The following is a 14,851-nucleotide window of genomic DNA, read 5'->3' as shown; positions in this document are numbered from 1 at the left end:
TCTAGTCCTCCCACTGGGATTTCCGTGTCACCGCGTCCGGGGTGCGCGTTCCCGGAGTCCCGCCTCCTACTGGGTCCAGCCGGAGCGCCGATGCCACGTGCTCGATGATCTGAATGCGCTGCATGCAGTACTCGTCGTCGTAGGCCGTTCCGAGGAACTGCAGGCGAGTGGCGAGGCAGCCACCCCGGCAGGTGTCCTGGTAGTCACAGGTGCTGCACTTGCCGTACAAGGCGTTCAGGCGGTGGCCCAGCGCGGGATTGCGCTGCATGCGCAGCACCTCATCAATGTCCTCTAGCTCGCCGATCTTGGCGTGTTCCGCCTCCGGCATCCTCAACTCGTCGCAACTACCCAGGCGCCCATCGGGGTAGAGCGTCAACACCCACGCGCACTTGGTATCGGAGAAGTGGCAGAACGACGGGGCGTCGCCCAGGAGGCCGCGCATGGCGCTGTACACCGGTTCGAGCACGAAGTGCCGGAATCCGTCCTCGCGCCACACGTCGAAGGCCTCGTTGATGAAGTCCGCGTACTCTTTCGGGCTGGTGGCCCAGTCCGGGGCGCCGCGCCCACTGGGATTCAGGGTGAGCAGATTCTCCTTGCGATCGGCGGGCGCGAGCATCTCGGTTGTCACGTTGTAGTCCAGGCAGGGGACCAGCTTCAGGAAGCGGATCGCCGGGAAGCCACCGAAGTAGGAGATCAGCTCGCGGGCGTGTCCTAGGGACCGCCTGGCGACGACGGCGATCACCCCGATCCTGAGCCCGTGCGCGTTCAGGCGGCGCAGTGTGGCCTCCACCCGACCGGCGGTGCCCCGGTCACGGTAGTCCACCCGGTACGCATCGTTGATCTCCGTTGGGCCGTCGAGACTGACTCCGATCTCGATGTCCGGCCACTCCCGCTTGAAGAACTCGATCCACGCGTCGTTGAGCAGGATCCCGTTGGTCTGGATCGCGAGCGAAACCGTCCCGGGGTAGGCGCGCAACTCGGCGAGCAGTTCCGCCATCAGCTCGCGCCGCAGCATCAGCGGCTCACCGCCGTGCAACTCGATTCTGAGCGGCCGTTGCCCGCACAGGCCGAGGAACCGCCGGAGCATCTCGGGCTGAAGCTGGACGGCTTCCGGATAAGGCTTTCGCTTCTCGTAGCAATAAAAACAATTAATGTTGCACGTTTCGCCAGGAAGCTTGAGTATCACCGAGAGCGCATTACCCGGCCCTGGAAGGCTAAGCTGCTTGACGTTCTGCTTCCGCACCGCAACCCCCTGCTTTTTAGGCGATACTCTTCACAAGTCGAGACTTGGCCGCCCGCGGAGTATGCGAACGCCACGGACGGCCAATCCCTATGACCTTTTACTGAGGGCCACCATTAAGCGTCTCCTGGACGCGCTCCCAGTCCTTGGGCGTAACGCCTGAGGAGTGGGTCAGCGGCACCGACTCCCAGTTTTTGATCACATCCACACCGTGCTCACTGGCGAGCCCGGCGGCCTTGACGGCCTCGACGAAGCGATCGAAGTCGACATCCCCGTTCATCTCTTCCCTCCTCTCCCGCTCGAATTATCCTTATCGCCGTTCACACTGCCATACATTTTCGAGCTTCTCAAGTCGAATTTCGCCACCATTTCGGCATTTGCCCTCACGGCATTGGGACAGAAACGGCCATGCCAAAAAGCATTCAGAGAACTTTACCGGGCGCGAAGCGCTCCGACGGATCCAAGAATCCAGGAAAATCAAATCCGGCCTTTTCCGTGGACGCCCGACCGGGATGCCTAAGGACTCGCCACGGGCTCCCTAACGGGTACGACCGCCCCCCTGCCGACTTGCGAGCGCGTCGCACACCTGAGGAAGCAGGTCCCGCTTCACAACGCTCCTCCAGTCACCGTGGCGCTCGTTAACATACTTGATCACCGGGGGGAGCCAGGGAGGCGCGTGATCGATGAGAACACGCTGATAGACCCGGCTGATCTCGCGGAGTGGCGCAGGCCGCTCATAGTGACGCGCCTGCCCGCCCCGCGCGATGACCCGCCGGTATGCCTCCTCGCTGTCCACCTCTATCCAGATGATGAGCTCGGGCAGTAACGCGCCGTTCTCGTGGTAACGCCGCAGAGTTGACTCCGCGTTAATTCCGTACAGGACCTCCTGGTAAACAGCGTCGCTGAGGAAGGACCTGTCGGCGATCACGGAGGCGTGTTCGAGCGCGGGGCGGATTGTCTGCGTCGCGTGAAGGTTCTTGTCCAGGAAGTATGCGTCGACGAGCTCGCCTGAGGGGTACTGGAAACGCTGCTCGCGTGCGTTGATCATGATTCTCGCCGTCGCCACGTCCAGCCATGCGTGCTGACCAACGATGATGCAGCCATGACCGCGGCGGACGAGCTCGGCGTGGAGAATGTTGCGGATGGACGACTTGCCGGCGCCGTCGGGTCCCTCCAACGCGAGAAAGGCCGGTCTCAGAGCTGCGTCAGACATCAGCGGAACTCGTTTCCGCCGTAAAGGGGATGACTCTGGTCTCGTCGGCGGCTAGCAGCGCCGCGCCTCCGCCCGCCGTGAAGCGCAACGAACCGTCCTGTTCCCAGCGCAACCGCCGTTCCCTGAGCAGGAACTCGCGGAGCGGGGTGGACGAGGTGGATCGCAGGTCGTGCGGGTAGAAAGCCAGCTCGCGCCCGCCGACGAACTCACCGTGCACACGGTGCACGGCGACCAGATTCTCGTAGACGATCACGGACGCGAGGTTGCGCTCGAAGGTGCGCCGCCAAGAAGGTGACACGTCGCCGACGATCTCCAGGATCGCCTCGGAACGCCGGATGGACTCCTCGCAGCGCCAGTTGCATAGGAAGTACGTGAAAAGACTGTAGCCGAAGTACTGCGCCTGGTAGTTGAGCCTGAAGTCGAAGGGGCCCGGCGAGCCAGTCTCACGTGAGGTGATCAGAGCGTAGTCGTCCGAATACCTGTCGATCGCCTCCTGCTTGTTGCGCACGAAGAAATCAGTGCAGCACTTCGGTACGCGGAGCAGCTCCCCCATCTCCCAGGGCCCGAAGTCCTCCGCACGCTCGGCCTCTTTGCCCCGCCTTGACTCCTCGGGATCCCGGCTGACGTAGCAGTAGCGAAGGCCGGCCGGATCGTCTGTCCGAGTTCCCATGTTGGAGAAATGCCCTTTGCCTTCCTCCGACATGAACTCGAGCACGCGGTAGTCTGACAGCTCGTAGCTGAGGCGTTGCTCGTCACAGAACTTGATCACCGCCGGCAACTCATGGTCGAACAGGTTGATCCGGGACATTTTAAAACCCGCCGCCGCCTCGAACAGCTCTCGGGCTTGGATGTTTGTCAGCCCTGCCGCCAAGAGCAGGCCGAGTTGCTCCAGTCTTGTCCTTGCAGTCACGTCTGTGGCCTTTCTGTCACATTGCTGTTCAATAGCGCCAACACGGCCGACGATGCCGGCCGGTTCCACGGAGGCGATCATGGGCGGTCAGGATCGCCAACCGTCTGTGGGCGTATACAGGAAATCAGCAGAGGTGGTGCCGTTATTGGCCCTCGAAAAGGGATGCGAAGATATCCCGGTCCCTCAATTTGAGGAATGTGGCCACAGGCGAACCGTGGCTGTGCGGTAGCGGGAGTTCCTTGATGTGGTCGAACGGGGAGTCGTAGATGAACGCCGAGCGTCTCCAGCCGGGTGTCCAAATGCATGCCAGCTCCTTGGTCAGCGGCACACCCGGCACCTCGTCCAGCAACTGGAGGAGGTTGGGCACCGTCCGGCGGTGCCGCCATATCCACGCCTGCCACGCCTCGCGCTGAGCGCTCGGCAGCCACCCCCTGTCGTCGAGTCGCTGGTGCAACTCGCTCACGACGCATTCGGCGTACAGCGTGGCGAGAAACATCAGCCTCGGATCACTGCGGTCGGCCGGCAGCGAGGTCTCTAGCCGTGTCTCCTCGTCGATCCAGACCCACGCGAGCTGCTCCGCAGCCGCTTCGACGAGCCGTGCGGCGTCGTGGGACTGCGAACCGCTCACGTCGACCCGGATCACGTACGCCGGCAGGGGCGCGGCGGAGACTCCGCCGACGTTCACCACCCCTACGGCCAGCTCCACTAGGAACGCCAGACCGACCTCGGACAGGAGGCCGAGAGCCGCCTCGATCGCTTCGATCTTCTCCGCTCCGGCGGGGTGGCACGTGTTCATCCGCAGCGCTCCGTCTCGGAGCTCCAGTACGGCCACGGGGAAGTCTGAGGCGACCTCCAGATATGACGGCGCCCGGAGGAACGGCTCGAGATCGAACCCAGGATCGGGGGCGTTCCGCAGGTCGGCCAGGGCAGTTCTGACTGGCACTATGCGTATCTGGTCGTCGGTGCGCGGCGGCAGGTCGACGAACCCGGACGTGTCCAAGGTGCAGGAGACTTCCCTGGCACGCCGGAGCGGCTCCACAAATTGGAGATGGAAGTGAATCAGCCGGCCGTCGAACATCTTGGCGTTGAGCCGGTTCTCCAATTCGATCGGCAGCGCGTTCCATAGACCCATGTCTGCTTCCCTGTCGCTTACTCGCGAGATGGTTATGGGCGCCGTTGATTCTTCCCGTGGCGATGCGGGACGAGAACCCGGCGAAATAGCTGGCTTCTCATACAATACTGTCGTGTCGGCATGTCCGATCAGGCAGTCGCTCATCCACAGCGAGTTCGATCGAGCGGTTCGCGTTCCATGTCCATGCAGTGCGGTTCGCAGCCTGCACACTGTTGACGGAGGTCGCCCGTAAACCGTCCCACGCCCATGTTCAAGAGCTGTATCCGGAGACGGGACACCACCTCCTCACTCTCTTCTCACGAGTAAGAGTGGATACGCAAAACCAACCTTTTCCAGCTTTCGTACGGTGGGATAACGGAGCGTCACAAGACCGACTCCCCGACAGATCGTGGTACATCGCCTGACATACTGAAAGATCAACCGATAACTGTCAACGGTTCCGCAGCGCAACTTGACCCGCGTATGTGCTTCCACAGAGGGCTCTACCCCCTGCCTTAGCCTGAATCCACGACGTGAAAGCGAGTGAGCTCACGCAGTTCGTCGCCGACGCGCATGAGATTTCGTTGCCTGACGGCAGTGTCGATGCGGTCATAGCACAGGCCGTGCTGGAGCATGTCCCGGATCCCTGGCTCGTCGTCTCCGAGATCCACAGGGTGCTTCGCCTGGACGGCGTCGTCTATGCTGAGACGCCCTTTATGCAGCAGGTCCATGAAGGTGCGTATGACTTCTGCAGGTTCACCGAGAGCGGTCGTCGCCGGCTCTTCCGGAACTTCACCCAGATAGACTCGGGTCCCATAGGCGGACCAGGATTGCAGGCGGTCCGGAACACCGATTTCTTCCTTTGCGGCATGCTGCGTAGCAACCCGGCTGGCAGTACGACCAGACGGTTCACGAAACCAGTGTTCACGTACCTGGACCGATTCGTGCCCAGGCGCTGCAAAACGACTCCGCCGCGTGTTCCTATTTCCTTGGACGGCGTTCGGACAAGAGCATGGCGCCCAGGGACATGGTTGCGTACTACCGGGGTGCACAGGCATAGGGTTTTATACACAGAATGAATCCGCATGTCGGCCTCGCACACCACACTCGTTACTTGGGAGAGCCACGTTGCGAGTAATCGAGGTTGGGCGAGGCTCGCATTCCAGCGCCTGCCGACTACCTCTCATGGGTATGCTGTGGAATATTGTCGATCTTCATATCAGAGTTGCCACCACGCTACGACGGGAAGGTTTGGCCACGAAATGGAGGCACAGGAGATGTCGGATCGGGAATGGAGAATCCTTCTCCGGGTGGCAGTGGGCAATGCGGTCACCGCCGAAGATGATCCACCTTCGGATCAATTGGCCACGGGTGTCGACTATCCACGGCTTCTCGAGTTGGCGAGCCGTAACCGGCTCGTTCCCGCACTGTCGCGCTGGCTCATCGAGAACGGCCTCGAAGACGAGCCGCCCCGGCGTATGTCGGGACTGATGGAGGGCCAGCGGCGCCTCAGCAAACATCGTGCCCGCCATCTCACGGCCGAGGCGGGGCGGGTCGCGGCGGCACTGCGCGCCGCCGGTGTCACCTTCGCGTTCACCAAGGGGATCGTCTTCCAGACGGAGCTGTACGAGGCGCCCGAGACACGCGAGCTGAACGACATCGATGCCATGATGAGCCTCAGGGACGCGCAGAAGGCCGCCGAAGCCCTCGCCGGGCTCGGCTACCAGCAGAACCGCACCTTCTCCGACCTTGACGGCCACCTCGTGGACATGCCGAGGGCGGACCTCCTCATGTACAAGCTGTCCCCCGACCACTCCCCCCACCTGATGCGTCCGGGGCCGGACGACGCTCTCCCCTACATCGCCGTCGATCTCGCGCATAGTCTCACCTGGTGGGAGAGCCAGTGGACGATTCCGCTGGAGGAGGTCCTGAGCGAGGTACGGCAGGCGCGCATCGGCATGGGTGAAGACTCCGTCACCGTACCCGCGCTGTCGCACGTGCACAGCTTCCTATTCGCTGCCCTTCACCTCTTCCGTGAAGCCTGGTTCGAAAGAACCTCGTTGGGCAAGGACGTGAACCTCAGCCAGTTCGCGGACATCGTCCGTTACTGGTCGTTGTACAGGCGCTCCCTGGCAGGGCGGCTGGGTGACGTGATCGAGACACACGTGCTCTTCGCCCCGGTCGCCTGGGTGCTCCACCACACGGACGAGCTCTTCGGGACCAAGATCGTGCACGATCTCGGCCTGGATACCCACGCCGGCGAGGAGTGGGTGTCGAGTGCCCGGGCGAAGAACGGGGAGACCCTTCGCTGGTCCGGCGATATGACCGATCGCCTGCAGCGGGGGTTCCCCGCGACACTCGGCCGCGCCTAGCTGACCCAGTGTGCGGGTTAGCAAGTGACGAGTTCGGCGAATCGCAGTGGCGGTAGGCCGGTGCGTTGACACAGCAGGATCGCGGTGGTGTGGCTGAGGATCTTGCGTAACCAGCGTGACCACAGGTGCCAGGCGTCCCTGGCCCAGACCTGTCTGAGGTGGTAGCGCGAGGTCGGCTGGCCGATGACGGTCTCGAAGGCGGCGTTTGCCGACTCTCCTGCGCGGCGGGCGGTCCGCGGCCGTCTTGGCCAGGGGCGGGGCGAACAGGTGCAGTCCCTGCTCGTGCAAGCGCTGAGCCAGCGCGGTGCCGCCGTAGGCGCGGTCGGCCAGCACTCAATCGTTGGCGTGCTCCAGCAGGCTGGGCGCGATCGTGGGATCGGCGAGGTTGTTGCACGTCATTCGGGGTGAACGGGATGGCGCCATCGCTGGTGAACGGTTGGCGGGTGAAGAGATCCCCCTCCCGGGGTACTGGACGGGTTCGGCGTTGGTGATGTCGTTGGGACCTGACTTGGGTCACGAACCGGGGCTGATCGGCAGTGCGACTCGCTGACCTGGGTGTTCGTCACCGAGGTGGGGAAAACTTGCGCACTAAATCATGGCTCTAGGGTGGTCGGGTGGCCTACATCCGCACCGTGAAGACCGCCTCCAGGGCGCGTGCGGTGCAGATCGTCCGCTCCTCCAGGGGCTCCCGGGATATCGAGCACGACGGACGCGCTGGCGTCGATGTTCGTCAGGGTCGAGCTGCGGTTGCAGGCCAGCAAGTAGGTCCGGGCTGTGATGTCCGACCTGCCTAAACGTAACGGCTGGACCATCGCCCGAGAGGGTCGGCGACCCCAGCCCTGACGCCACCCAGCGCCTGTTGAATCGCGCCACGTGGGACACCCTGAACGCGGTGCGCGCCATCCGCGCTTCACCGTCACCCGCCTGGATGCCGCCGCCTGGCGAGCCGGCTTGACCGTGGGAGCCCTGGAGGAGTCCGAGGAGGAGAAAAAGGGGACGACGGCTCTCCCATTGGAGCTGACAGTCGCGACCAAGGGCGAGCCGGCCATCGACCTGCTGCGCGATGCCCACACCGACGGGGTGCGCCTGGACTGCATCGCAGGCGATCCCGAATCTTGCCGAATGCCCATCTGGCCTGGGGTTTGTGGATGCGACGCGTCAAGCTGCGCGCCCGAGAATGGGCGGCGGCGACGGTGCGGTCGATATGCCGTTCGATGGTTTTTCAGTGATGAGGCGCTCCTGCGCGCCGCAGCCGGGTAGCGGTCAGAGGAGCTCCGGCAGGCGGGCGGGCGCCCGGAAACGAGTGCCCGCCGGGGCACTCGCGAGGTGGACTGACCACCTCACGATCGTCGTTCACCGGGCCGTTGCCGGTGAAACCGAGGTCTGCGCGACCCTGTCCAACTGCCGCGTTGCCTCAGTTGTACGCCATCGAATCATGCCCATTTCCGCTCCGCCTTGCCATATGACCCGGCACCGACTCCGCATCCCCGATGTCCATGAGCCGAGTCCTGAGCCCAGTGCGCGATAGAACGCCACGTGGACTCGGAGGCTGGATCACTCAGCCCACGAATGGACTCTGTGCACCTGCTCGGCTCCATACTGATGTGGGACCCAGCAGAGAAACGGCCTCGGCCGGCAATTGATCAAGGGTCACGAACTGACATTCTTCTCGCGCATCCTTGATGAACGAAGGTAATGCCGCCATGGTCAGCTGCGACCAAGAGTGACAAACGATCACCGCAGGGCCCTCCACCTCGCGCGTGCCGGCCGCCATGGCATGACAGACCTCGGCGGCCGTCGCCGTACAGTCCCAGTCCACGGGGTCAACATTCCAGTAAACACTTCTGAACCCGGACTCAGCCAGAAGCGCGAGCACATGTGCATCGTCCGCGCCACGGCCGAACGGCAACCGGAACCAAGGCAGTGGATCTCGGCCGGTAACATTCTTGACGATCTTGTGGCCGCGAGAAAGGTCCGCGTCTATGCCGTCGTCGGTGAGATAGGTATAGGCAGTGTGCCACTGGGAGTGCAGACCGATGAGATGCCCCTCGTTCGCGATACGACGGGCTATTTCTGGGTACGCGGCAGCCCACGAGCCCTGAATGAAGAAGGAGGCCTGTATCGCCGCTTCATGGAGGCGGTCAAGGGTGGCATTCACGATGAGCGGGTCGCCATTCGGCTGATCCGGGTGCTCAACGTCGAACGTAAGCGCCACATCTCTCATGTTGATCCCCCAGGAGTCGGCTTATTCTGCCCGCAGACCAACCTTTCAGGCGGGCCGCAAGCGTACTGCATGCCGGCACGCCCTACAACCGCCGGCCAATGAGCCCGGAGACGTCAAGCGACTTTCCAAGGATCAGCCTTCCAGGTAACTTCTTACGAAGCCCCGGCGCGGTGTCATGCCGTTGGGGACCCGATGCCGCCCTTTCCAGGGTGCCGTGTGCTCACGGAGCGCCTGCTCCAAGCCCGACAGGGAGTCACATTGACATTCGGCATTGACTACTTCGAAGAGCGCTACAAAGCAGCATCCGACCCGTTCCTCTTCGAATCCAGATGGTATGAGGAACGGAAACGCAGAATTACACTCGCAATGCTACCGGATCAGCGATACGACAACGCTTTCGAGCCCGGCTGCGCAACAGGGGTGCACACACTCGAATTCGCACGGCGATGCAAGAGAGTGCTTGCTGCAGATTTCTCCGGATCGGCCCTGCAGCATGCTCGCAGACGGTACGCACAGGCACAGGACAGAAATCAGCTTGGACAAGTGGATTTCGCCAGATTGGTGCTACCCCGTGACTGGCCGGATGAGAAGTTTGATCTCATCGCAGTCTTGGAAACACTCTGCTATTTCGAGCCCAGCGATTACCGAGAATTCGTCGCCAAAACCGTCGACAGTCTCATAGAGGGCGGCATTCTCCTGCTCGCCCACTGGCGTCCTCACGATGATACGCCGCTGAGCGCCGACGAAGTTCATCGCGGTTTTGCCGAACAGCCGGACCTGGTTCTTCTCAGCCGGCACGAGGAACAGTTTCTTCTCGAACTCTATGGCAAGGGATCTGCCGAGACGTTCCGAGCCAGGCCGGGGCTCGTCGCAGAGGTCGAAGTTCGCCAGCAACGAAGCGCCCCTGTCGCCATGACCAGTGACCGATGAGCTGCGCGGCCGGGCCGCGCAGCCGAAAACGTTCGGCGGCTTGGCGAATGCACTGAGTGCGCGACTCGCAAACCTGCGGCCCACTGGCGAATTCGACTACCATGCTGCTGTCACAAGATCAGCCTAGAGATCAGATTGCAGTCGGCGACTCGTTCAACTGCGGCCGATTCTCACTTGAACGGTAACGCTTAATAGAGGCCGTCACGCAGCGGATCTCTGCCGCACATTCTCCAGGCCCGCGTGCAGAGGGTATCCAGGCCGTCTCGAAGGTCAGTCTGCGCCAATTGGCCGGCCCATCGACCGCCTGTTCCCGCGCGGAGACCCGAGAGCAGGGTCGGACACACATACGCGAAGAATATGGTGAGCGACTGATGCCGGACAGTAAGTTGAGCGTTGCCATAGTGCAGCAGGGCGTATGGGACATGCCTCTTGAATCCGTCCCTCTGGCAGCCGGATACCTCAAGGCCTCGGCCATGGCAGACGAAACAATCTGCGCAGCCACAGAGATAGAGATTCACAATTTTCGCGGAAAAGTGACGCATACCGAGATGGCGTTCAAGCTCTTCCGCCAGGAGATCCCCGATGTCATTGCCTTTTCGGTGTTCGGGTGGAACTTCTCTGCGTTCAGTGCGCTGGCGACCGTTTACAAACGGCTCAATCCCGGAGGTCTGGTCGTTTTCGGCGGTACGCACGTGTCCCAGCAGGCGGTACGGGTGTTTCGCCTGTGTCCGGACGTCGACATCGTCGTGAACGGGGAGGGAGAAATAACCTTCCGAGAGCTCCTCAGGGCGAGAACAGCCGGGACCTGGGCCGAGTCGCTGCCAGAGATCGCGGGAATCTCCTGGAGAGGAGAAGACGGTTCGGCCGTCACCAATGCCTCGCGTCCTCCGCTGGACCAGCTCGACGTCATCCCGTCCCCGTATCTCACGGGGGCGATCGACATGATCGACGCGGCCGGACACTTTCGATACGACGTGGCACTCCTCGAGACCAATCGCGGATGCCCGTACAAATGCTCGTTCTGTTATTGGGGAGGCGCGATAGGTCAGCGTGTCCGAGCCTTCTCCCGAGAACGGCTCCGCGCCGAGATAGAGCTCTTCGCGAAGCTTGGCGTCCATACGATCGTGGCCTGCGACGCCAACTTCGGCATGCTGCCCATCGACATGGAGTTCGTCCAGGATCTCCTGGAGGTCAAAGAGGCGTACGGCTTCCCAAAAGCCTTCGAGACCTCGTGGGCGAAGAACAAATCCGCCCTGTTCTACGACATCGTCCGCACGATGAAGGACGCCGGCCTGAAGAGCTCCTTCACCATGGCGCTCCAGTCGCTCGATCAAGAGGCGCTGCGGCTGATGGACCGTAAGAACATGAAACTCAACAAGTGGAAGGACCTGGCCGCCTGGCTGCAGAACGAAGGCTTGGACTGCTATGCGGAGCTGATCTGGGGCCTGCCGGGTGAGACCGTCGACTCATTTCTCCGAGGCTATGACGAGCTCTCGGAAGTCGTATCACGCATCGCCGTCTATCCGCTCATGCTCCTGCCGAACACCGGATTCAGCAAGAAGAAGGAGGAGCTCGGCATCATTTCGATTCGCGGCGACAGCGACGACTTCGAGTACGTCCTAGCCCACCGGCATCTCACGTTCGACGAGAACCAGCAGATGCTACGCTTCCTCTTCTGGGCTCGTGTCATCGCCGAGAATGCCGTTCTGCGCCATATCTGGGCGCCGCTCAGACACCTGGCGGGCATAACGCAGTCGCAAGTGCTCAACAATATCTGCACCTGGGTCGAGAAAAGCGATGATGACGCGGTGCTGCCCTTGCGCGACATGGCTCGGCGTGCACATGGTGGCGGTGCGCCGGCCTACGCCGCAGCCATCGCGTACCTCTTCGTCGACCCTGACGGCACACGAGCACTCGAGAAATGGTGGCGTGCCGGGCTGATGCCATTGATTCCCGCCACGTTCAGACCACTGTTGGACGAGGTGTTCCGCTATGATCTCCTCACCCGGCCCGTATGCCCGACGAACCCTAGTTTTGTTGACACCGCCCGTGGCCCTGATCTGCCCATAGTGCGTCTCCACGGCGTCGATCACTACGTCAGAGCAGGCATTGACCTCGATTTCGACGTTCCCGCACTGCTTGCCGAACTGCGGGCCGGGCGGGAAGTGTCCTCGGTGCCGAAGAAGACGAGAATCGACCTCTATTACAAGACCGGCGCCTTGAACGCAGTACTCTCGACCAACCACGAAGAGATCATGCATTATATGGGCGTTGTCGCCTCCCAAGCCAGCCCGGCGCGAGACCAGGAATTCCAGGAAGGCAATTGAGATGGATGTGACGTCGTGGCCGCTGCCCCCCGCGGAAGAGTGCCGCGAGAATCCTTTCATCGCCGCGATCACGCAGGTCGCAAACCAGGTACTCATACCGAATGCCCAGCTGGTCGACCAAGGAACAGTCCCTCCGTCGCACCTCACAACACTCGCCGAGATCGGCGCCTTCGGGCTGAGCGGCCCAACGGCTTTCGGAGGGGCGGACGTTCCTGCGACAGTCATGCGTGAGTTCATGGAGATTCTCGCCGGTGCATGCGCGTCGACCTGGCTGACCGCCGGGCAGCATTTCCCGGCGATGCGGATGATCGCGGAATCCCCCAACGATGCCCTGAAGAAGCAGATACTGGGGAAGATGTGCTCCGGCTCGGTCATCGCGGGAGCGGCCGTGTCACATCTTCGGCGACCCAGGCGACCGGCCCTTGTCGCGGTGCCGGAGAAGGAGGGCTGGCGAATCACCGGAAAGACCGACTGGTATAGCGGGTGGGGACTCAATGACATCATGGTGGTCGGTGCTCACACCCACGACGGCAGAGTGGTCTTCCTGGTGATGAACGCAGAAGAGCAGGATTGTCTACGAGCATCCGCCGATCTGCCACTGGCGGCCATGGGTGGTACGCGTACCGTGAGCCTGCGACTGGATGGCGCATTCGTGGAAGAAGCGAACGTGATCGAAGCCGTCGGCATGGACGCATGGCGCAGGCCTGACGCCCTGCGCCTGATCAACGCCAGTCCCGCTGTGTTCGGCATCGCCCGGGCGATCCTCGCCGCATTGCGAGATCGCGGCGTCGAGCGCGGGCAGCCGCGCGTCCGCGAGACAGCAGATCGCCTTGTCGGCCAGGTTGAGCACATTCGGAGCAGGGCGTATCACTTGGTGGATCACTCACGTCCCGATGAGGAGATCTCCGAGAAGATCAAGCTGAAGAACAGTGCCCTTTGGTTGCTGAACGAGATCGCGTTGACCTACCTCAGCGTCTGCGGCGCCGCTGGAATGACGCGTGACCATCCAGCCCAGCGCTGGGCTCGCGAGGCGCTGTTCTTCTGCACTGTCCAGGGATCCACGCCTCACGTTCTCAGGGAGCGCGCCGACCTTCCCGCGAACCTCAGCATCAGTTGAGCTCCGCTGACGCGGGTTTCCCGCCGAGACGCGGATCGGTCCCGGCGGATGCGCCAAGCGCTACGCCCGGCCCGGGCGACGTCCCGTCCGCGTCCACGGCGTCCGGCCGCCCGGCCCCAGCTGAGGTGATGCCACATGGAATGAAGGTCGTCTCCGCTACCCGGCTCCGGCTGTCACACGAGTCGAAATCACCGCTGCTGACACTGAAACGGAGCTGACATGACAAAGGCCATCGCGATCGCGACCGAGCTGGTTCCCGTGCTCGCGCAGCACGCGGCGAAGGCGGACGCCGAGGCCGCGTTTCCGCACGAAAGCGTGCAGGCGCTGCGCGCATCCGGCCTCTTCGGGCTGCTGGTTCCGGCCGAGCACGGTGGCATGGGCGGCGATCTCGGCGATCTGGTCGATGTAGCGGCGCTCCTCGCCAGCGGTTGCCTGTCCACCGCGATGATCTGGGCCATGCATTGCCAACAGGTCGACGCCGTCGTACGGCACGCCGGTGAACGGCTACGCGCGGAACTCCTGTCTCGTATAGCGCGGGAAGGCTACTATCTCGCGTCGGTCACTACTGAGCCGGCCAAGGGCGGCCATTTGCTGAGCGCGCACTCAGCGCTCCTAGCCGAGGACGAGAACCTGCTGGTACGGCGTAGCGCACCGGTGGTGACGGGCGGCGAGTACGCCGACGGCTTCCTGATCACCATGCGGGCTGGCCCGGACGTACCGTCGAATCGCGTGAGCCTGATCCACCTCGATCGTGCTCAGGTCGACGCCCAGGTCGTCCGGGGCTGGGACGCGATGGGCATGCGCGCCACACGCAGCGTCGGCATGCAACTGTCCGGCGTCGCCGCCGGCCATCAGGTGATCGGACCACCCGGCGGATTCCGGGAGGTCGCGATCGACAGCATGATTCCGGCAGGGCACCTGGCCTGGTCGTCCTGCTGGCTCGGCGCCGCCCGGGAGGCGCTGGACGCGCTGGTCGCACTAATCCGGTCAGGGCAGCGCCCGCGTGGCATCTCCACGGACAGCGACCTGGTCCGGCACCGGCTCGCCCGCGCTCGTATCGACCTGGAACTGTCGGGCGCGTATCTCCTTCACATGCGCGACGAGGTGCTGCGGCGTCGGCTCGCAGGGGCTCCTCTGAACGACCGTCCGCTGCATATCCGGCTGGACACCTTGAAGGTCGCCTGTGCAGAGCTGACGTTCTCGGCGGTGGACCGCCTCGTGCAGCTGGGCGGGGCAATGATCGGGTACCAGCGGGATGCGCCCGTACCTCTGGAACGACACTTCAGGGATCTGCGCTCGGCGAGCCTCAATTACTCCAATGACCGGCTGCTGACCGCCATCGGCGCGCTGACTCTGCTCGACGGCGCCGGGCCGCTGTCCTGGGCGCCATAAGCACACGCGACGACG

Annotated in this window: 12 protein-coding genes; 6 read left to right on the top strand and 6 right to left on the bottom strand. The window is 63.0% G+C overall.

Translation table 11 applies throughout. The features are described 5' to 3' along the window. Window position 1: 1 nt before the first annotated feature. The 5 genes from H4W80_RS63330 to H4W80_RS02700 form a co-directional block, all read right to left on the bottom strand. A complete protein-coding gene (locus H4W80_RS63330) occupies window positions 2-1,243 on the bottom strand; it encodes a radical SAM/SPASM domain-containing protein (protein ID WP_192783600.1) in 1,242 nt (413 codons plus the stop codon). Window positions 1,244-1,340: 97 nt separating this feature from the next. Beyond that, window positions 1,341-1,520, bottom strand: coding sequence for a hypothetical protein (locus H4W80_RS02715; RefSeq protein ID WP_192783599.1), 180 nt, complete (start codon window positions 1,518-1,520; stop codon window positions 1,341-1,343). A gap of 258 nt (window positions 1,521-1,778) precedes the next feature. Beyond that, window positions 1,779-2,453 (bottom strand): dTMP kinase, encoded by a 675-nt coding sequence (locus tag H4W80_RS02710; RefSeq protein ID WP_192783598.1) that lies wholly within the window; start codon window positions 2,451-2,453, stop codon window positions 1,779-1,781. Beyond that, window positions 2,446-3,444, bottom strand: a complete 999-nt coding sequence (locus H4W80_RS02705) for a hypothetical protein (protein ID WP_192783597.1) — start codon at window positions 3,442-3,444, stop codon at window positions 2,446-2,448. Before H4W80_RS02705 ends, H4W80_RS02710 begins: the two co-directional genes overlap by 8 nt. A 61-nt stretch (window positions 3,445-3,505) precedes the next feature. Continuing rightward, window positions 3,506-4,495 carry a hypothetical protein gene (locus H4W80_RS02700; protein WP_192783596.1) on the bottom strand — a complete coding sequence of 330 codons (990 nt, stop codon included), beginning with the start codon at window positions 4,493-4,495 and terminating at the stop codon, window positions 3,506-3,508. A gap of 512 nt (window positions 4,496-5,007) precedes the next feature. Between H4W80_RS02700 and H4W80_RS64350 the strand changes: the two genes are divergently transcribed. Then, window positions 5,008-5,553, top strand: a complete 546-nt coding sequence (locus tag H4W80_RS64350) for a class I SAM-dependent methyltransferase (protein ID WP_378526386.1) — start codon at window positions 5,008-5,010, stop codon at window positions 5,551-5,553. Between the two features lie 183 nt (window positions 5,554-5,736). Continuing rightward, the gene (locus H4W80_RS02690) at window positions 5,737-6,846 is read left to right on the top strand and encodes a nucleotidyltransferase family protein (protein ID WP_192783595.1); all 1,110 of its coding nucleotides are present in this window, start codon (window positions 5,737-5,739) and stop codon (window positions 6,844-6,846) included. A gap of 1,558 nt (window positions 6,847-8,404) precedes the next feature. Here H4W80_RS02690 and H4W80_RS02685 read toward each other — a convergent pair. Continuing rightward, window positions 8,405-9,061, bottom strand: coding sequence for a polysaccharide deacetylase family protein (locus tag H4W80_RS02685; protein ID WP_192783594.1), 657 nt, complete (start codon window positions 9,059-9,061; stop codon window positions 8,405-8,407). Between the two features lie 267 nt (window positions 9,062-9,328). On the opposite strand from H4W80_RS02685, the gene H4W80_RS02680 reads away from it, so the two are divergent. The 4 genes from H4W80_RS02680 to H4W80_RS02665 all read left to right on the top strand — a co-directional run bounded on the left by H4W80_RS02680 (window position 9,329) and on the right by H4W80_RS02665 (window position 14,836). Then, window positions 9,329-10,000: a class I SAM-dependent DNA methyltransferase gene (locus tag H4W80_RS02680; protein ID WP_192783593.1), complete on the top strand. Its 672-nt coding sequence runs from the start codon at window positions 9,329-9,331 to the stop codon at window positions 9,998-10,000. A gap of 371 nt (window positions 10,001-10,371) precedes the next feature. After that, the gene (locus H4W80_RS02675) at window positions 10,372-12,327 is read left to right on the top strand and encodes a KedN5 family methylcobalamin-dependent radical SAM C-methyltransferase (RefSeq protein ID WP_192783592.1); all 1,956 of its coding nucleotides are present in this window, start codon (window positions 10,372-10,374) and stop codon (window positions 12,325-12,327) included. 1 nt (window position 12,328) lies between these two features. Continuing rightward, window positions 12,329-13,444 (top strand): acyl-CoA dehydrogenase family protein, encoded by a 1,116-nt coding sequence (locus H4W80_RS02670; RefSeq protein ID WP_192783591.1) that lies wholly within the window; start codon window positions 12,329-12,331, stop codon window positions 13,442-13,444. 219 nt (window positions 13,445-13,663) lie between these two features. After that, complete coding sequence (locus H4W80_RS02665) at window positions 13,664-14,836, top strand: acyl-CoA dehydrogenase family protein (protein WP_192783590.1); 1,173 nt, start codon at window positions 13,664-13,666, stop codon at window positions 14,834-14,836. The last annotated feature ends 15 nt before the right edge of the window (window positions 14,837-14,851 follow it).

This window comes from Nonomuraea angiospora, assembly GCF_014873145.1.
Taxonomy (GTDB): domain Bacteria; phylum Actinomycetota; class Actinomycetes; order Streptosporangiales; family Streptosporangiaceae; genus Nonomuraea; species Nonomuraea angiospora.
Note: the sequence above shows the minus strand (reverse complement) of the source record. Positions and strands in the feature narration are given on the sequence as shown.